This window comes from Bacillus sp. Bvel1 (assembly GCF_014872755.1).
GTDB classification, from domain to species: domain Bacteria; phylum Bacillota; class Bacilli; order Bacillales; family Bacillaceae; genus Bacillus; species Bacillus velezensis.
Map to the genome: position 1 here is coordinate 777,416 of NZ_JAAOBZ010000008.1, position 17,475 is coordinate 794,890.

Below are 17,475 nucleotides of genomic sequence, written 5' to 3' on the forward strand. Positions count from 1 at the left end.
AATCCCTCCCCCGCGCATGGTAAGATAAGACAAAGGAGATGACGGTATGAAAAATGAAATCATTGAACGCTTTACCTCTTACGTAAAAGTCGATACACAGTCTGACGAAAACAATGAGAACTGCCCTTCAACCCCCGGCCAGCTGACATTAGCCAACATGCTGGCAGATGAATTAAAGTCGATCGGCATGACAGAAATTACAGTCGATGACAACGGGTACGTCATGGCGACTCTGCCGGCGAATACGGATAAAGACGTGCCGACTGTCGGTTTTCTGGCTCACGTGGACACCGCGACCGATTTTACCGGAAAAAATGTGAATCCTCAGATTATTGAAAGCTACGACGGTCATGATATCGTTCTGAATGACAAACTCAATGTCGTCCTGTCGCCTGAGCAATTCCCGGAACTTTCCCGCTATAAAGGCCAGACGCTGATTACAACAGACGGCACGACGCTGCTCGGAGCCGACAACAAAGCGGGCATTGCCGAAATCATGACGGCAATGGCATACTTGATCAAACATCCGGACATCAAGCACGGAACGATCCGGGTCGCGTTCACGCCTGATGAAGAAATCGGCAGAGGCCCTCACAAATTCGATGTCGGCCGCTTCAACGCCGCGTTCGCCTACACGATAGACGGAGGCCCCCTCGGCGAACTGCAATATGAAAGCTTTAACGCAGCCGCCGCAAAGCTTACTTGTTACGGAAAAAGCGTCCACCCGGGAACGGCGAAAAACAAAATGGTCAACGCTTCAAAAATCGCGATGGAATTTCATCACGCGCTGCCGAAAGAAGAAGCGCCGGAATATACGGAAGGGTATGAAGGCTTCTATCATTTACTTTCCATGGACGGAGACGTTTCTGAAGCCGCCCTGTCGTACATCATCAGAGATTTTGACAGAGACCGCTTCGCAGAACGAAAAGAATATATGCAGAAAACCGCCGATGCGCTGGCGGCCAAATACGGCAAGGAAAGCATCAAGCTTGAACTGCGTGATCAATATTACAACATGAGAGAAAAAATCGAACCGGTCAAAGAGATAGTCGATGTCGCGTATCAAGCCATGAAAAACCTCGACATCGAACCGATTATCGAACCGATCCGGGGCGGAACCGACGGCTCACAGCTCTCTTACATGGGACTGCCGACACCGAACATTTTCACGGGCGGCCAAAACTTCCACGGAAAATATGAATACATTTCCGTCGATCATATGGAAAAGGCGGTAAACGTCATTGTTGAAATCGCCAGGCTCTTTGAAGAGCGCGCTTAAAACCAAAGCCCCCTGCTTTGGTTTTTTTCTTTCACATGAAACCTTTCCTTCTTTCTTTCCGTATATAAGGTATGAAATGGAAAGAAGGAGTGAAGACTATGGCAAGAGGGACTGTAGCGAAAGAATTGAAAAAAACCTTAAAAGACCCGCGTGTACTGGAGACAAAATCAAACCCTTTTAAAAAACTGCGGAAAATGTTCAAACGATTTTTTTAAGATAACATCTCGTTTTCTTTAAAAAAATAAAGAAAGCGCTGTCAACTCGCAGTCATCTGTTAGAAGCAGTTATTTTGCATATCATAAGGTTTTTTAGGGTACTGAATAACACAAGGCAAACGAAAACACCGAAGTAGTTAATTAGACACTTACAAAAAATAGTAATAAAGTTATATAAACGATCATCATTCATCAGCCGATACAATCTATAGAACCACAACAAGAGCAAAATTTCTTCAACCCATAGTTATTTTTACGGAAAATGAAGTTATTTTTTAAAAAAGTGACAATTGTTTGAATACTTTTCGTTTGTTTTTTCGTACAATAATAATACCAAAACTTTTTTTGGGAGGTATGTAAAATGATGCTACTTATTTTCGCTGCTTTGACAGGGTATCTTGTTTTCTCTTTCAGTAAGGACAACCGCCGGAAAACGCCAAAGACAAGCCCGCTGGTGACAGCTGCCGACACGAATAACATCATTGATTTAAATGCGATCCGTCAAAAACGCCGGATGCCGCTATCATAAAAACGACAGCTGCCGCAAAATCGGCAGCCTTTTTTTATGCACCCGGCCGATATGAAACCTTCCGCCTCCTTTTTTCGTAAAACATAAAAAAGGAGTTTTTTTATGTACCATTTTTACATCAAAGAGCGAATGTTTACGTTTAAGAATCGTTTTCAAGTGTTTCTTGAAAGCGGAAAAGAAGTCTACAATGTTGAAGGAAAGCTGTTTTCATTCGGTGATGAACTGAAGCTGACTGATTTGGACGGCCGCACGCTCGCCAGCGTCAATCAGAAACTGATGTCGCTCGTTCCCCGTTACGAGATTTCCGTCAGCGGCAAACCCGTCTGCCAAGTCATCAAGAAAGTCACGTTTTTCAAACCGAAATTTGAAATTTCCGGACTCGGCTGGAATCTTACCGGCGATGTGTGGGGCCGGAATTTTCAAGTGACAGACGGAAAATCAAACCGGATGACCGTCACCAAATCATGGATGAGCTGGGGCGATTCCTATCATTTGCAGATTGAAAAGGAAGAGGATATTGCTCTTTGTCTTGCCATCGCCATCGTGATAGATATGATTCTATTTGAGGGTGACAAATAAAAATATTTATCGAAATATATTGACAATATGAGAAAACATACTAAGATTAAGAGTATTACAGTTTATTCTGAAAAATAGCATATTTCCTTATCAAGAGAGGTGGAGGGACTGGCCCTATGATACCCGGCAACCGCTGTTCAGCAGAATGGTGCTAAATCCTGAAGATAAGGTTGAGATTTGCGGACGCAAGCTCTTCCCTATCCGAGGGAAGAGTTTTTTTATATTTCATCAGGAAAGAAGGAATCGTTCATGTCACAGCAAAACACAGAACAACCATTGCATACTCTTCTAAGAAAAAACCCGCCGTTTCGCGCGGATCAGGTCGGAAGTCTGCTGCGGCCGGCGGCTGTGAAGCAAGCCCGCCTGCAAAGAGCGGCGGGTGAGATTTCGGCAGAACAGCTGCGCGAAATCGAAAACAGAGAAATCATCCGCAGCGTGGAAAAGCAGAAAGAAACCGGCCTCAATGTCGTGACTGACGGCGAATTCCGCCGTGCCTGGTGGCATTTTGATTTTCTCGAAAATTTAGACGGGGTTGAGGCATTTACGCCTGAAAGCGGCATTCAGTTTCACAACGTACAGACGAAAGCGCGCGGCATTAAAGTAACGGGAGATATTGATTTTTCTCAGCATCCGATGCTCGAAGATTATAAATTCCTGCACAGCATTGCCGGCGATGCTGTTCCGAAAATGACCATCCCAAGTCCGAATATGCTGTTTTTCCGCGGAAAATTGGAAAAAGCGGCCTACCAGAATGATTACAAACAATTTCAGCACGATGTGTCAAAAGCGTATAAAAAAGCGATTCAGGCTTTCTATGACGCCGGGTGCCGCTACCTTCAGCTTGATGACACCGCATGGGCCGTTTTCTTATCTGAAGCGGGGCTTCGTCAGATTGAAGATTTCGGCACAACGCCGGATGAGCTGCGCAAGCTGTTTGCCGCTTCCATTAATGACGCGATCAAGGACCGCCCTGACGATCTGAAGGTTACGATGCATATCTGCCGCGGCAACTTCCAATCCACATGGACGGCTGAAGGCGGCTATGATGCAGCGGCTGAAACGATTTTTGACGGGCTTGACCTTGACGGATTGTTCCTGGAATATGATGATTCCCGCTCCGGCGGCTTTGAACCGCTCCGCTATGTCAAACGCTCTGATCTTCAGCTTGTGCTTGGATTGATTACATCAAAACATGGCGAACTTGAAGACAAGGACGCGATTAAACGCCGGATTGAAGAAGCTTCACAATATGTCAGCCTGGATCAGCTTTGCCTCAGCCCGCAATGCGGATTCGCCTCCACTGAGGAAGGAAACCTGATCACAGAAGAACAGCAATGGGCGAAACTGCGCCATGTCGTCAGCATTGCCGGTGAAGTCTGGAAATAAAAAAAGACACGCGATCAGCGTGTCTTTTCTGTTTACAGAGGACCGGTTCCGATTAAAATATCGATATCTATCGTAATATCCGCCGCTTTTCGGCTGATAAACCGCCGGATGCTTTCATCAGTACATTTCCATGTTAAGGGCGTCATTTTCACAAGCCGCTCGAGGTCAGGCTGCGATAAGGTCTTCGTGTAACACAGCCGTTTGCGCTCAAAGGTTTGAAAGCGCGCTTGGAATCGTCCGGCCGCAGAATCGGCGGTGTCATTCCGCCGAGGACTGTCTCCGAAGAAGAATTCCCTTACTTCCTTCAAATAATCACGCCGCGGCACCGCTTTAATGACTGTGCCGCCCTTTCGTAAAAGCCTGCTGCATTCCTTGTAATTCCAAGGTGATAAAACAGACATCACGACATCAAAACAGCTGTCGGCAAACGGCGCATCCGCCACATCAGCAACGGCAAAAACCAAATGATCCCCGAAGGCCTTTGCGGCATGCAGCACACCTTCTTTCGAAAGATCAATGCCGATTCCCGTCACGGAAAAAGCGGGCTGAAGCCATTTGCATACGGCGGCTAAATGAGTACCTTCTCCGCATCCCGCATCCAATATCGCCGCCGTTGTTTGCGGAGATTGAATGCGGCTGATGATGGCGGCGATCTCCTTTTGAACCGGGACAAAAAATTCCCGGCTGTCAAAAAGAGCGCGTCTCGCTTCGAACAGCCGCCTGTCATAGCGGGTTTTGACCGATTTATTGAGGAAATTCACATATCCTTGCTTTGATATATCAAATGTATGCCCGTGTCCGCACATCAAGCTTTTGTATTGTGAGACCGCCATGGCCGAACTGCATAGCGGACACCTGAATACGGACTGGCATGATTGCAGTAATTCCGCGCGTTTTCTTTTTATAGACGTCAATAAAAACACCTCATTCATTCGTTATTCCGATGAAATGAAAAAGGCATAGACAAATAAACCTCGCAAAATTGGAAGTTTAACCTATTTATCTATACCTCTCATTATCTGTAACGAATGAACTGAATGATCATGAAAATGACCCCTTTTCTGCCGTCTTTTGAAGGCGGTGCCCTCAGATCCATTTTATCAGCTGCATCCCGTCTTTACAATGAACCGGAACTGTTTTTCGGGGGCTTTTATACCTTTATTATCCAATTACTTGTGAACATCCTTTATTTTCTTTATTTATAATATAAATTTATTATTTTGAAAATATCTAAAAAGGTTGATTTTCAAAAATTGAAACGATAAAATACTGCTATCTCATGTAATATCGTTATTCTTGTATATGATCAGTAATATGGTCTGATTGTTTCTACCTAGTGCCGTAAAAGACTAGACTACAAGAAAGTTTGCATAAATTTGAACGAGTGAAAAGCATATGATGCTGTCAGTCTATTCTTTTCTTTTGGCTCTTATTTATCACACTTTCTGGCTTTCAGGAATTTGTGACGAATAAGAGCTTTTTTTATTTCCATAATACCCTTATAGGAGTTGCTCACATGTACTTTTTATTGAACATTGTCGGTCTCATTGTTGTCATGGCTGTTGTTTTCTTATGCTCTCCCAACAAGAAGAAGATTAAATGGCGTCCGATTGTCATGCTCCTCGTCTTTGAGTTTCTGATTACTTGGTTTATGTTAGGGACAAAAGTCGGCGGCTTTGTCATCGGGAAGATCGGCGCGTTCTTTACATGGCTGATTTCCTGCGCCAGTCAAGGGATTGCGTTCGCCTTTCCGTCTGTCATGGCGAACCCGACGGTTGATTTTTTCTTCAGCGCATTGCTGCCGATTATCTTCGTCGTGACCTTCTTTGATATGCTGTCATATTTCGGTATTCTGCCGTGGCTCATTGATAAAATCGGCTGGCTGATTTCTAAAATATCCCGTCTGCCGAAGCTGGAGAGCTTTTTCTCCATCCAGATGATGTTTTTAGGAAATACGGAAGCTTTAGCCGTCATCCGCCAGCAGCTTGCCGCCGTCAGCAACAATCGGCTTCTGACATTCGGGCTGATGAGCATGAGCAGCATCAGCGGTTCGATCATCGGATCGTACTTGACGATGGTTCCGTCCACTTATGTGTTTACAGCCATCCCGCTGAATTGCTTAAACGCGCTTTTAATCGCCAATATGCTGAATCCCGTGGACGTTTCTAAAGAGGATGATATTATTTACGTTCCTTCAAAAGCGGAGAAAAAAGACTTCTTCTCCACGATTTCTAACAGTATGCTTGTCGGCATGAACATGGTCATTGTTATTTTAGCGATGGTAATCGGATATGTGGCGTTAACGGCTGCGTTAAACGGCGTACTCGGACTGTTCATGCACGGTTTGACCATTCAAAAGATTTTCTCATACATCTTCAGTCCGTTTGCCTTCCTTCTCGGATTAGGCGTACATGACGCGATGTATGTCGCACAGCTGATGGGCATCAAGCTCGCGACGAATGAATTTGTGGCAATGGCCGATCTGAAAGGGCAGCTGAAATCACTTCCGCCGCACACGATTGCCGTGGCTACGACATTCCTGACATCATTTGCAAACTTCAGCACCATCGGTATGATCTATGGATCTTATCAATCTCTGCTTGATGGTGAAAAATCAGCCATCATCGGGAAAAACGTCTGGAAGCTGCTTGTCAGCGGAATTGCCGTTTCCTTATTGAGCGCGGCGATTGTCGGATTGTTTGTCTGGTAAAAGAAAAAAAGCGATACCGCTCCGTTTTGGAGTGATATCGCTTTTTTTATTGATAGACGGATGCAGGCACGAAAACGTCCCGGATTCCTGCCGCGTACGGTCCGAGATCATATTGTCCGAACACAACGGCAATGCCGTTTTTCGTAAAGAAGAAAGGTCTTTCGTTATTGAGGATGATCTCTTGTTTTTTGACGTCCTGGTCAAACAGATCGTTATGTTTCTTAATGTAGCCGTAAAGATAGTCTCTCGTTTTGTTGGCTTTCGTTTTTGTATTCAGCACATCATTGAGCGTGACCCGTTTTTTTGCGGCCAGGTCGTAATTAAAGGTCTGAACGGCTGTCAGCCCGTGTGCGCCGCCTGTGTAACTGTAGTTTTCCGTCTGAATGCTGAGCTTGCCGCCTTGATTATACTTCACCTTGAAATCTGCCTGGTATTCCGCTTTGTAGCCTTGTTTTTCACCGTCTTTTTTGTTTTTTACATATTCTTTGTACGAGTTTTCAATATAGCGTTTGAAGTCCTGATTGATTTTCTTTTCAAATGATGCGTTTCCCGTATTTGTGACCTCGGGGTAGGTCAGCTGCTTTACATGCTTATACGTCTGGCTTTTGACGACGGGCTTTGCGGTTTGCGCGGCCTCTGCTGAAGGCGCGAAACCTCCGAACGGCGCGGCTGTCAGCACGGTTAAGAGCACGGCCGCCATCATTTTGAATGCCTTTTTCATCACAACTCCTCCTTTTCATTACCGTTCCCTTTTTGAAAACGGTTTACACTCTATAGACAGCGCAGATCAGCAAATTGTTTCTGGGCCTTCTTTCACATTTTCTCCATGAAAAAAGAGACATGGATAATCCACGCCTCTTTTACCGGGAAGGTCTTTGCGCAATGGCTTCATAAACGGCTTCCGCCAAATCGGAGTTGCCGAACATCTCCAAAACGCCGATGACGGTTTGATCAGGAATCGGTTCTGATTCCTCCTTCGGCACGACAAGCTCTTCAGCCGTTTTTCGCAGCTCTTCGTTTAAAGGCTGTCCGGGGTAAGCTTTGCTGTAAATGGCCATCGGATCAAGGTCATGATTGACGCACCATTGGGCAAACACCAAAATCATCATGTTTTCGTCACGCCGGTAATATTCTTCGAGTTGTTTTTCGGTAAACGGCTTCACTATCAATCGCTCCTCCAGAAAATCTACCCCTAAGATACACAAACACAGAGCGGAAGTAAACCAAAGAGGGTGAAACATATTATTTCATCAACCCGCCTGCTTTAAATAATGCAATGCCCTGACTGTCCCGGACAGCGGAAGGTACGGATTTGCACGGAAGCAATTTCGTTTTCTCCCAATATTCTTTCACAAGAAAAAAGCGCCCCTCTCATAAAAAGGCGCTTTTTCATTCTTATATGTTTCTGTGCCAATGCCGATGCTCAGCCACGGCTTTCAGAAATTGTTCATGGTTTCCGTCCGGAACAAGACCGGGGCCGCTTTCGGTTCCGGCGGCGAGGGCGAGAAGTTCTTTTCCTTCACCGGAGGCGCCGATCGCTTTGTAATGGCTGAAAGCTTCGTTGACGAAGTCTCTGGCCGATTTTTGGGCTTTGAGGCTGTCTGTGCTTTGTTTTCCGCCCGGAATGAAAACAGCGTCGTACAGGACGGAATCCGCTGTCAGGAACGTGGCTGACGCTTCGAGCTCCGTGCCGTTTTCTCCCTTAACGGTTCCAAGCACAGGACTGATGATATCGGCTCTGACTCCCGCCTGTTTGCATGCGTCAAGCACTTGTTTGACTTGCTCATCAGAAAACCCGTGGTCGGTTAAAACCGCAACCTGCCTTGTCGCTGCCGTCTTCACCGTGTTTTCCTGGCTTAAGGCCGGGGAAGTGAACGTTTCATCAGATTCACGGTCCTTCGGCGGCGGGTTCACCCCGATTCCTTTCGCAACACGCTCGGCAAGACCGGCGTCGACGTGACTGAAGACATCAACCACCTGCTGCTGCACATCCTTGCTGTTCACTTTTCCGACTTCAAAACAGAACGCGGAGATGATATGTTCTTTCTCGGCGGGAGACATGCTGTTCCAGAACATCTTGGCCTGAGAAAAATAGTCATTGAAGCTCTCACTGCGCTGGCGGATTTTTCTGCCTTCTACTTTTTCCTGGTAATGAACGTATCCGCCTTCTTCTTCTGAGGCCGGCGACGGATCATTGTTCTGCAGGGAATTTTTATGATAGGCGACAGGGCCCTTATTAATCGTCATCCGGTGGTAGCCGTCGTATTGGTTGTTATGGAACGGGCAGACCGGCCGATTGATCGGAATCTCGTGAAAATTCGGCCCGCCAAGACGGATGAGCTGTGTATCTGTATAAGAGAAAAGCCGGCCTTGAAGAAGCGGATCATTGGTGAAATCAATGCCCGGCACGACATTTCCCGGGTGAAAGGCGACCTGTTCCGTTTCCGCAAAGACATTGTCCTGATTGCGGTCGAGGGTCATTTTTCCGATCAGCTTGACGGGAACCAACTCCTCCGGCCACAGCTTCGTCGGATCAAGGATATCGAAATCAAACTTAAATTCATCTTCTTCGTCAATCATCTGAACACCGAGCTCATACTCGACTTTGTCGCCGTTTTCAATCGTTTCCCACAGGTCGCGGCGGTTGAAATCGGGATCTTTCCCGGCAATTTTCTGCGCTTCATCCCATACGAGGGAATGAACGCCGAGCACGGGTTTCCAGTGGAATTTGACAAAGCGCGCTTTTCCTTTCTCGTTGACGAAACGGAACGTATGCACACCGAAGCCCTCCATCATCCGATAGCTTCGCGGGATGCCGCGGTCAGACATCGTCCACATGACCATGTGCGCGGATTCAGGATTGTTTGCGACAAAATCCCAGAACGTATCATGAGCCGTCGCAGCCTGCGGCATTTCATTGTGCGGTTCCGGTTTTATGGCGTGAACGAGATCCGGGAATTTGATCGCGTCCTGAATGAAGAACACCGGAATATTGTTTCCGACGAGGTCATAGTTCCCTTCTTCAGTATAAAACTTCGTCGCAAATCCCCTGGCGTCACGGACGGTGTCAGCTGACCCCTTGGAGCCCGCCACTGTTGAGAAACGGACGAAAACAGGTGTTTTGACAGACGGGTCCTGCAAAAATTTCGCCCGTGTATATTCCGTCATCGGTTCGTACACCTGAAAATGCCCATGAACGCCGTACCCGCGTGCATGAACAACCCGTTCCGGAATCCGCTCGTGGTCAAAGTGCGTCATTTTTTCACGAAAATGAAAATCCTCCATCAGCGTGGGGCCGCGGACGCCCGCTTTTAAAGAATGCTCATCCTGAGACACGCGAAGCCCCTGATTGGTCGTCATTTTTTTGCCGCTGTTATCAGATCGGTACTGCTCCAGCTGTTCGTCCTTTGAGTGTTCATTTACTCGTTTGTTTTGATCATCACTCATGTCAGTTCCCCCTTCTAAAACGAAACATTCTACAGCACATTTACCCGCGGCGTTCTTCAAATAAACTGCTGATCCGCTCATTAGGATTTTAGGTCTGTATTTACGTATGCGGTCATACACATTTTGAAATAAGCCATTTTCACAGAAACAAAATGTGAAAGCGCTTACAAAACAGCTGTTGAACAGGGGAGGTCATATCATGCTTGCCATACTCGGTTTTGTGATGATGATTGTTTTTATGTACCTTATTATGTCTAACCGGCTTTCCGCACTTATTGCTTTGATTGTCGTTCCTGTTATGTTTGCCCTGATCAGCGGATTTGGCAAAGATCTTGGCGGGATGATGATTCAGGGTGTTACAGACCTCGCTCCTACCGGGATTATGCTGTTATTCGCCATCCTGTATTTCGGCATTATGATCGACTCAGGCCTGTTTGATCCTCTCATTGCCAAAATCTTATCGTTTGTCAAAGGAGATCCGTTAAAAATCGCCGTAGGCACAGCGGTTCTGACGATGACCATTTCGCTGGACGGAGATGGGACAACAACGTATATGATTACGATTGCGGCAATGCTGCCCCTTTACAAACGGCTCGGCATGAACCGTTTGGTGCTGGCGGGGATTGCGATGCTCGGTTCGGGCGTCATGAATATTATTCCGTGGGGCGGACCGACGGCGAGAGTTTTGGCTTCCTTGAAATTGGACACGTCAGAAGTTTTTACGCCGCTGATTCCCGCTATGATCGCCGGCGTTCTCTGGGTGATCGCCGTTGCTTATCTCCTTGGAAAAAAAGAACGGAAGCGTCTCGGCATCATTTCGATTGAACACGCGCCGTCTTCTGATCCGGAGGCGGCGCCGCTGAAGCGTCCCGCTCTCCAGTGGTTTAACCTGCTGCTGACTGTCGCTCTGATGGCCGCGCTGATCACCAGCCTGCTTCCCATCCCTGTTCTTTTTATGATCGCGTTCGCCATCGCCTTGATGATCAACTATCCAAATGTCAAAGAGCAGCAGAAACGGATTTCGGCGCATGCGGGTAATGCGTTAAACGTTGTCTCAATGGTGTTTGCGGCAGGCATATTTACAGGCATTCTCTCAGGCACAAAAATGGTCGATGCGATGGCGCATTCTCTCGTTTCCCTCATCCCTGATGCCATGGGTCCGCATCTGCCGTTGATCACGGCGATTGCCAGCATGCCTTTCACCTTTTTCATGTCGAATGACGCCTTTTACTTCGGTGTCCTTCCCATCATCGCCGAAGCCGCTTCCGCTTACGGAATAGATGCCGCTGAAATCGGAAGGGCCTCCTTGCTGGGACAGCCGGTGCATCTGCTCAGCCCGCTTGTGCCTTCCACCTATCTATTGGTCGGAATGGCAGGCGTCAGCTTTGGCGACCATCAAAAATTCACTATTAAATGGGCCGTGGGAACAACGATTGTAATGACCATTGCGGCGCTTTTGATTGGGATTATTTCGTTTTAATTAAAAAAGGATTTCCGCTGGCGGAAATCCTTTTCTGTACATTATTTTTTTGTATAGCGTACCCAGTCATAATGAGCGTATAGCGGATTTACACCATTGTAGGAACCGAGCCAGTCATCGACACCTATCCCATTCCACAAGTTCATCATGATCTTTCCCGGTGTTGTCGGGATTTGGCTTGTCGCAGTATGTTTTAATTGCCCATCGACATACCATTTAATAGAGTTCGGCTGCCAATCGAACGCATACGTATGATAGGCATTGGCCGCGTCAAATCCGAGATCCGCAACCTTCTCATGGTTTCCCGCGCCATTTGTATAATAATTAAATTGAACCTTTGTCGTGTCTTTTCCTAAAAATTCGATATCAATCTCATCCCAAGGGGTACCATCCGTTGGACCTGTATAAGTGAAGAACGATGAAACGATCCCCGTGTTTTTAGCCGGTTTCATTCTGACTTCATAAAGTCCATAGCCATAGGTTTGAGCGGAGCGGTTCTCCCCGCAGTCAAACTTGTTATAAGACGGGCTTGTCAGCGCCAAACGCATTTCACCTGATGACGTCACAGATACGTTATTTGCACGCCAAGTGCAGTTAAACATATCTCCATTGGAGTAACCATTTGCTTTTTGCCAGAAACCGGAGTTATAGCTGTTAAAAGGTTCAAAAAACGATCCGCCTGTTTGAGCTGATGCAGCAGAAGTGATCGCACACAAACTCAAAAACAATCCAGTGACAAGAATGAGCAGCACTCGTTTCATACGATAAAACATGTCGGCATTCCCCTTTCTTTGAGAGCAATTTCTTTATCGATCATACATGATTCTGTTAAAAGGGAACATCGGTCAGAATAATGATAATAACGAATCTTAAAAAAACCTAAATTACCATCAGCACAAACAGAAATGATCCGCGCTCATTGTAATTTAGGTTTTGCATGCTTATCAGCAACAATCCTAACAAGATCATATGTGAATGTAAGAAAAAATGAATCCAAGAACAATAATGCCAACGCTTTCATTATGCTTGTTTGACTACCCTTTCTATGTGAATCGTTAAATACAGCAGCTCGTCACTGGTGAGCTTGTGCTCATACGCCCTCTCAATGCAAGTTTGGATTTTCTTCGTGCATTCATACGCCCGATGGTATTTTTCTCCAGCAAAAAGTCGATGTGTGCCGTTAAAAAGACGCTGCGCGAAAAACTTTAAGTGGGTGACAAACCGATAATAGTGAAGCGATTCTTCGTTGAATTCAATCTTAAAATGGTATTTTACGATCCTCAAAATCTCTTGCATGACTTTTGTAATGTTGATGATATTGGGCATCTCTTCATTCAGCTCGGCATTTACAATATGCAGCGCAATAAAGCCTGCTTCATCCTCCGGCAGAGACACGCCAGTCTTGTTTTTCACCATGGCCAACGCTTGTTTGCCGATTGCAAATTCGTCTTTGTACAGCCGCTTCGTTTCCCACAGCAAGGCGTTTTTGATATCCAGCCCTTTCTTATTGCGCTGAATGGCAAAGTTAATATGGTCGGTCAGCGACACATAGATGCTGTCGTTGAGCTTTTTGCCAAGCTGTAATTTCGCATAGCTGATAATCTTCTCGGATACTTCCATACACTCGATCGGAATATCATACAAAAGGGTTTTGAACTTCGGATACATCTTTGTTATCGAGGGTGAACACTTTCTCAATGCGGGCTTCATCTACAGGATCTCCCATTTTCTTTTGAAAAGCAATGCCCCGGCCCATGATGACCAATTCCTGATTGCCTTCTATGAGCACACTGACGACATTATTATTAATGACTTTCGCAATCTTCAATTCCGTCTCCCTCCCGCCTGACCATTTACCTGCTACACCTTGATTGTACATCCCTTTTGTACCAGGCCAATATCTCCAGGTCAATCAGAAAACGCCGTTCAGAAATCATTGTCCAACGATGAGGCAGAGGCGCATATAATGCAGAGAACCGGTTTTTGGGAAGGAGCGTGTGTGATGAAACGGTTTTCGAAAGAAGAAAGCAGCTGGATGCTGTATGATTGGGCCAATTCAGCTTATTCGGTCATTATTATGACGGCGGTGTTCCCCTTGTTTTTTAAAGCGGCGGCGGCGGAAAACGGCGTCAGCGCAGCTGATTCCACCGCTTATTTGGGCTATACGATTGCCGCCGCGACTTTTATTTTGGCGATGCTCAGCCCCGTCTTAGGAACGATTGCCGACTACAAAGGATGCAAGAAACGGTTTTTTGCCTTCTTTTTTCTGATCGGTGTGGCGGGCACCGCCGCGCTGGCTTTGATTCCCGGCGAATCTTGGATGCTGTTATTAATTTGTTATACGATTTCCACGATCGGCTTTGCCGGATCTAATGTGTTTTATGATGCGTTTCTCGTTGATGTGGCCGCAAAGGAGCGGATGAATATGGTGTCCGCCAGGGGGTTTGGACTGGGCTATATCGGCAGTACAATCCCTTTTCTCCTCAGCATTGCCGTGATTCTGTCAGCACAAGCGGAGGTGATTCCGCTGTCCGCCCAGACTGCGGGCCGCATTGCCTTTTTAATTACGGCGGCATGGTGGGGACTGTTTTCGATTCCGCTCCTTCTCCGCGTCCGCCAGCGCTATTATATCGAGAGGGAGCCGCGGCTTGTGATCAGCAGTTTTATACGGCTGGCCGGCACGCTGAAGCAGATCAGGAAGCACCGGGCGCTGTTTTTGTTTCTGCTCGCCTATTTCTTCTACATCGACGGGGTCGGCACCATCATTACGATGTCCACGTCATACGGGGCTGACCTCGGTATCAGCGCGGCAAATCTGCTGATTGTTTTATTTGTCACTCAGGTCGTCGCCGCCCCTTTTTCAATTTTGTACGGGCGGCTGGCCGAACGGTTTAAGGGAAAAACAATGCTTTATGCCGGCATCGGCGTGTATATGATTGTCTGCACGTATGCTTATTTTATGGATTCCGCTTTTGATTTCTGGGTTTTGGCTATGCTTGTCGCCACTTCCCAAGGCGGTATTCAGGCGCTGAGCCGCTCTTACTTTGCCAAGCTTGTCCCCAAACAGAACGCCAATGAGTTTTTCGGCTTTTATAATATTTTCGGCAAGTTCGCTTCGATTATCGGCCCGCTTTTAATTGCCGTCACCGCCCAGCTGACCGGAAATTCGTCAGCCGCCGTGTTCAGCCTGATTTTGTTATTTGTGATCGGCATTGCCATCCTTGCGTTTGTGCCTGAGGAAACGGCGTAAAAAAAGCCTGCGCGCGGCAGGCTTTCTATTTTATTTCTTGGCTTTATGGACTTTCAGTTTTTTGCCTTTGACCGTCGTATTTTTCATGATGTCAAGAACGTGCGGGCCTTTTCCGTTCAGAATTTCGACGTATGATGCGTTGTCCAGAATCGTGATAATCCCGATATCATCGGCTGAAACGCCGTCGATTTTCGCGATCGTCCCGACAAAATCGACCGCTCTGAGTTTTTTCTTTTTCCCTCCGTTAAAATACAGTTTCATGATGTCTTTGTTTAACTGTTCGCTTTTGTCTGTTTTGACATCGGGGCGGGCGTTCAATTTTTCCGCAAATGCCGCTTTCCGTTCCGCTGTTTCTTTCTCCGACGGCGCTTCCCGCTTTTGGATGCGGAAACCGATATATGTCTCAATGTCATTCAGAAACCGCGATTCAGCCGGCGTCACAAACGTAACGGCCCGTCCGCGGTGTCCGGCGCGGCCCGTTCTGCCTGTGCGGTGCACATAGCTTTCTTTTTCAAGCGGAATATCATAATTGATGACGAGGCTGATGTTTTCGATATCAATTCCTCTGGCGGCAACGTCGGTCGCAATGAGATAGCGGAACTCGCCGCGCTTGAATTCATTCATGACGTCAAAGCGGTCTTCCTGCACCATTCCGCCGTGAATTTTATCGCAAGGGTAGCCCAGCCTGTCCAGCTCATCGGTTAACTGGATAACTCTTTCTTTTGTCCGGCAGAATATGATGCAGCTGTCCGGGTTTTCGGTGATCAGGACATCACGCAGCAAAGATGATTTATCCTCTTCTTCTGTTCTGGTGACAAAATGCTCAATGTCTTTTGTCGTCAGGCCTTCCGCTTTTACTTCAATCAATTCAGGGTCTTTCATATATGTGCGGCTCAGCTTCTCGACGTCATCCGGCAGCGTCGCTGAAAACAACATGGTGACTCTGTTTTTCGGCAGATGCTGAATGATGGCTTCCACCTGTTCAATAAATCCCATATTCAGCATTTCATCCGCTTCGTCAATCACCACATACGCCAGCCGTTCGAGCGGCAGCGTCCCTTTTTCTATATGATCAAGCACGCGCCCCGGCGTTCCGGCAACGACGTGGCTTTTTTGCTTCAGTTCGGTTTTCTGTTTGTCAAAAGAAGCTTTTCCGAAAACCGCCGTGGCTTTTATCCGTTTGAAACGGCCGATATTCGTGATATCTTCTTTAATCTGCGCCGCAAGCTCGCGGGTCGGCGTTAAAATCAGCGCCTGCGGTTTGTTTTCCTCCCATTCCGCAAGCTCGCAGATCGGAATGCCGAAAGCTGCGGTTTTGCCGCTGCCCGTCTGCGATTTGACAACGAGGTCTTTTTTTTGCAGCGCGGCGGGGATGACGCGCCGCTGCACTTCAGTCGGCTCGGTGTATTGCAAGCCATTCAGCGCCCGTCGGATCTCGGGGCTGATCGCATATTCATTAAACTCATTCATGACTAAACTCCTTCTCTGTCCGGCTCCCCTCATTATACGCGAAATGCCGCCGCTTTACCCTGACGTTTTGCCGGGCCGTTCGGGGGACTGCTTTTTCTTCATCGAGCACGACCCATTTGGCGCAATAAAAGCTCATGCTTCCTTCCCCGTCATTGACATAGTAGCGGATCGATTCCCAGCCGCCGTCGACCGGGCTGATATCCAGATGGATGTCGGTGATGCTTTCAAGATCATCCAGCCGGGCAGACCTCACATCCTCAAACCGCAGCACGGCATCATACTGTCCGTCAGTCAGCTTCAGCTCAAACACCGGGATTTTATCATAATACTCGTTATACCCGGTATAGAACGTAAACTCCGTCAATTCAAAACAACCCGGCGAACCCGGCCCCGGCAGAACTGCTTTCTCATGTTTGTGCCATTCCATTTTGCGCCTCCTTACTTAACACCTTCTTCTCTGCTGCTTCATATTGACGGCAGTAAAAACGGAACGTTTGGTTCTCCCACTCCTCCACGAGAAAATGCTGTCCATCATCTCCGTCAGCAAGATCAATTGCTACAATGCCTGAGCCAGCCGTTTGACTCTCCATTTCTTTTATTTGAACGGAAGAAACGTCTTTGCATGTGAGCCTTACACGAATGAGCTGATGTTCATACTCAGAGGAAAACGCCAGCTCAATTACAGAAATCTCTCGTCCCCGAAGGAGGCGGAATTCTAAAAGCTCCTGAATCAGCCACTTATTCTTTTTCATTTTCTATAAATTCTCCTATAGAAGCGGCATACAACTCAACATCGGCAGTCTCATGATCCCACAGATAGACAGTCTCCTCCATTACACTGTCCGTCTTTTTCAAGCACAGCTTATCCCCGGTTCCGTTGTCGGCAATTACGATCAAATCGTCGGGCATACTCTCTTCTCTGCACACACTGTTTTGCCTGATCACATCATCCCAGGTTTTCTGCAAACGGCTTTGTTCACGGATAGCGAAAAAAATCCACTCTCCGATCTCCGCAGGGTTCTTTTTATGAAGCAGCCGTTTATACGCTTTCGGAAAAGACGCTCTCAAGCTTTTTTCCGCAGCCCTGAACTCTTCTTCTGTCATCCTGTTATTCCTCCCCCGTAAAAACA

General features: G+C 47.1%; 15 protein-coding genes, 2 pseudogenes and 2 riboswitches. Of the genes and pseudogenes, 7 read left to right on the forward strand and 10 right to left on the reverse strand.

Annotated features, from left to right (window positions below; genetic code table 11):
• The first annotated feature begins 46 nt into the window (after positions 1-46).
• The 4 genes from pepT (at position 47) to HAP68_RS18290 (ending at position 3,988) form a co-directional block, all read left to right on the forward strand.
• Positions 47-1,279: a peptidase T gene (pepT, locus tag HAP68_RS18275; protein ID WP_003150810.1), complete on the forward strand. Its 1,233-nt coding sequence runs from the start codon at positions 47-49 to the stop codon at positions 1,277-1,279.
• A 576-nt stretch (positions 1,280-1,855) separates the two neighbouring features.
• Entirely contained in the window at positions 1,856-2,023 is a 168-nt protein-coding gene (locus HAP68_RS18280; protein ID WP_003150808.1) for a hypothetical protein, read from the forward strand.
• A gap of 102 nt (positions 2,024-2,125) precedes the next feature.
• On the forward strand, positions 2,126-2,602 hold the full coding sequence (locus HAP68_RS18285) for an LURP-one-related/scramblase family protein (RefSeq protein WP_003150780.1): 477 nt from the start codon (positions 2,126-2,128) through the stop codon (positions 2,600-2,602).
• 84 nt (positions 2,603-2,686) lie between these two features.
• Positions 2,687-2,773, forward strand: a riboswitch (SAM riboswitch).
• A gap of 78 nt (positions 2,774-2,851) precedes the next feature.
• Positions 2,852-3,988, forward strand: a complete 1,137-nt coding sequence (locus HAP68_RS18290) for a 5-methyltetrahydropteroyltriglutamate--homocysteine S-methyltransferase (protein ID WP_015387510.1) — start codon at positions 2,852-2,854, stop codon at positions 3,986-3,988.
• Between the two features lie 32 nt (positions 3,989-4,020).
• On the opposite strand, the gene HAP68_RS18295 is transcribed toward HAP68_RS18290, so the two are convergent.
• Positions 4,021-4,902 (reverse strand): methyltransferase domain-containing protein, encoded by an 882-nt coding sequence (locus tag HAP68_RS18295; protein WP_014306100.1) that lies wholly within the window; start codon positions 4,900-4,902, stop codon positions 4,021-4,023.
• Between the two features lie 362 nt (positions 4,903-5,264).
• Positions 5,265-5,365: riboswitch (purine riboswitch) on the forward strand.
• 139 nt (positions 5,366-5,504) lie between these two features.
• Between HAP68_RS18295 and HAP68_RS18300 the strand changes: the two genes are divergently transcribed.
• A complete protein-coding gene (locus tag HAP68_RS18300) occupies positions 5,505-6,698 on the forward strand; it encodes a NupC/NupG family nucleoside CNT transporter (RefSeq protein WP_003150774.1) in 1,194 nt (397 codons plus the stop codon).
• Positions 6,699-6,744: 46 nt separating this feature from the next.
• On the opposite strand, the gene HAP68_RS18305 is transcribed toward HAP68_RS18300, so the two are convergent.
• The 3 genes from HAP68_RS18305 to HAP68_RS18315 all read right to left on the reverse strand — a co-directional run bounded on the left by HAP68_RS18305 (position 6,745) and on the right by HAP68_RS18315 (position 10,145).
• The gene (locus HAP68_RS18305; protein WP_003150773.1) at positions 6,745-7,419 is read right to left on the reverse strand and encodes a DUF3298 and DUF4163 domain-containing protein; all 675 of its coding nucleotides are present in this window, start codon (positions 7,417-7,419) and stop codon (positions 6,745-6,747) included.
• 139 nt (positions 7,420-7,558) lie between these two features.
• Positions 7,559-7,807 carry a hypothetical protein gene (locus HAP68_RS18310; RefSeq protein WP_046341506.1) on the reverse strand — a complete coding sequence of 83 codons (249 nt, stop codon included), beginning with the start codon at positions 7,805-7,807 and terminating at the stop codon, positions 7,559-7,561.
• 286 nt (positions 7,808-8,093) lie between these two features.
• The gene (locus tag HAP68_RS18315; protein ID WP_024085971.1) at positions 8,094-10,145 is read right to left on the reverse strand and encodes a catalase; all 2,052 of its coding nucleotides are present in this window, start codon (positions 10,143-10,145) and stop codon (positions 8,094-8,096) included.
• Between the two features lie 199 nt (positions 10,146-10,344).
• Between HAP68_RS18315 and citH the strand changes: the two genes are divergently transcribed.
• Positions 10,345-11,625, forward strand: a complete 1,281-nt coding sequence (citH, locus tag HAP68_RS18320; protein ID WP_024085972.1) for a citrate transporter CitH — start codon at positions 10,345-10,347, stop codon at positions 11,623-11,625.
• Positions 11,626-11,666: 41 nt separating this feature from the next.
• Here citH and bglS read toward each other — a convergent pair whose 3' ends face one another.
• Together bglS and licT are read right to left on the reverse strand one after the other, a co-directional pair.
• A complete protein-coding gene (bglS, locus tag HAP68_RS18325; protein ID WP_003150769.1) occupies positions 11,667-12,398 on the reverse strand; it encodes a beta-glucanase in 732 nt (243 codons plus the stop codon).
• A 247-nt stretch (positions 12,399-12,645) separates the two neighbouring features.
• Positions 12,646-13,453 (reverse strand): annotated as a pseudogene (gene licT, locus HAP68_RS18330) (BglG family transcription antiterminator LicT).
• A gap of 171 nt (positions 13,454-13,624) precedes the next feature.
• On the opposite strand from licT, the gene HAP68_RS18335 reads away from it, so the two are divergent.
• Positions 13,625-14,875 (forward strand): MFS transporter, encoded by a 1,251-nt coding sequence (locus HAP68_RS18335; RefSeq protein WP_128974149.1) that lies wholly within the window; start codon positions 13,625-13,627, stop codon positions 14,873-14,875.
• A 30-nt stretch (positions 14,876-14,905) separates the two neighbouring features.
• Here HAP68_RS18335 and HAP68_RS18340 read toward each other — a convergent pair whose 3' ends face one another.
• The 4 genes and pseudogenes from HAP68_RS18340 to HAP68_RS18355 form a co-directional block, all read right to left on the reverse strand.
• Entirely contained in the window at positions 14,906-16,345 is a 1,440-nt protein-coding gene (locus tag HAP68_RS18340) for a DEAD/DEAH box helicase (protein WP_024085974.1), read from the reverse strand.
• Positions 16,346-16,399: 54 nt separating this feature from the next.
• Positions 16,400-16,772, reverse strand: a pseudogene (locus tag HAP68_RS18345) (hypothetical protein).
• Positions 16,753-17,097: a hypothetical protein gene (locus tag HAP68_RS18350; RefSeq protein ID WP_024085976.1), complete on the reverse strand. Its 345-nt coding sequence runs from the start codon at positions 17,095-17,097 to the stop codon at positions 16,753-16,755. The pseudogene HAP68_RS18345 and the gene HAP68_RS18350 overlap by 20 nt, the downstream one beginning before the upstream one ends.
• Entirely contained in the window at positions 17,084-17,449 is a 366-nt protein-coding gene (locus tag HAP68_RS18355; RefSeq protein ID WP_003150757.1) for an SMI1/KNR4 family protein, read from the reverse strand. Before HAP68_RS18355 ends, HAP68_RS18350 begins: the two co-directional genes overlap by 14 nt.
• Positions 17,450-17,475: the final 26 nt, after the last annotated feature.

Bases quoted from the DNA above. Each gene is read 5' to 3' on its own strand.
- HAP68_RS18315 (WP_024085971.1), bottom strand. From the start codon at position 10,145: ATGAGTGATGATCAAAACAAACGAGTAAATGAACACTCAAAGGACGAA.
- HAP68_RS18355 (WP_003150757.1), bottom strand. From the start codon at position 17,449: ATGACAGAAGAAGAGTTCAGGGCTGCGGAAAAAAGCTTGAGAGCGTCT.
- HAP68_RS18340 (WP_024085974.1), bottom strand. From the start codon at position 16,345: ATGAATGAGTTTAATGAATATGCGATCAGCCCCGAGATCCGACGGGCG.
- HAP68_RS18305 (WP_003150773.1), bottom strand. From the start codon at position 7,419: ATGAAAAAGGCATTCAAAATGATGGCGGCCGTGCTCTTAACCGTGCTG.
- HAP68_RS18280 (WP_003150808.1), top strand. From the start codon at position 1,856: ATGATGCTACTTATTTTCGCTGCTTTGACAGGGTATCTTGTTTTCTCT.
- bglS (WP_003150769.1), bottom strand. From the start codon at position 12,398: ATGTTTTATCGTATGAAACGAGTGCTGCTCATTCTTGTCACTGGATTG.
- pepT (WP_003150810.1), top strand. From the start codon at position 47: ATGAAAAATGAAATCATTGAACGCTTTACCTCTTACGTAAAAGTCGAT.
- citH (WP_024085972.1), top strand. From the start codon at position 10,345: ATGCTTGCCATACTCGGTTTTGTGATGATGATTGTTTTTATGTACCTT.
- HAP68_RS18300 (WP_003150774.1), top strand. From the start codon at position 5,505: ATGTACTTTTTATTGAACATTGTCGGTCTCATTGTTGTCATGGCTGTT.
- HAP68_RS18285 (WP_003150780.1), top strand. From the start codon at position 2,126: ATGTACCATTTTTACATCAAAGAGCGAATGTTTACGTTTAAGAATCGT.
- HAP68_RS18310 (WP_046341506.1), bottom strand. From the start codon at position 7,807: ATGATGATTTTGGTGTTTGCCCAATGGTGCGTCAATCATGACCTTGAT.
- HAP68_RS18290 (WP_015387510.1), top strand. From the start codon at position 2,852: ATGTCACAGCAAAACACAGAACAACCATTGCATACTCTTCTAAGAAAA.
- HAP68_RS18350 (WP_024085976.1), bottom strand. From the start codon at position 17,097: ATGAAAAAGAATAAGTGGCTGATTCAGGAGCTTTTAGAATTCCGCCTC.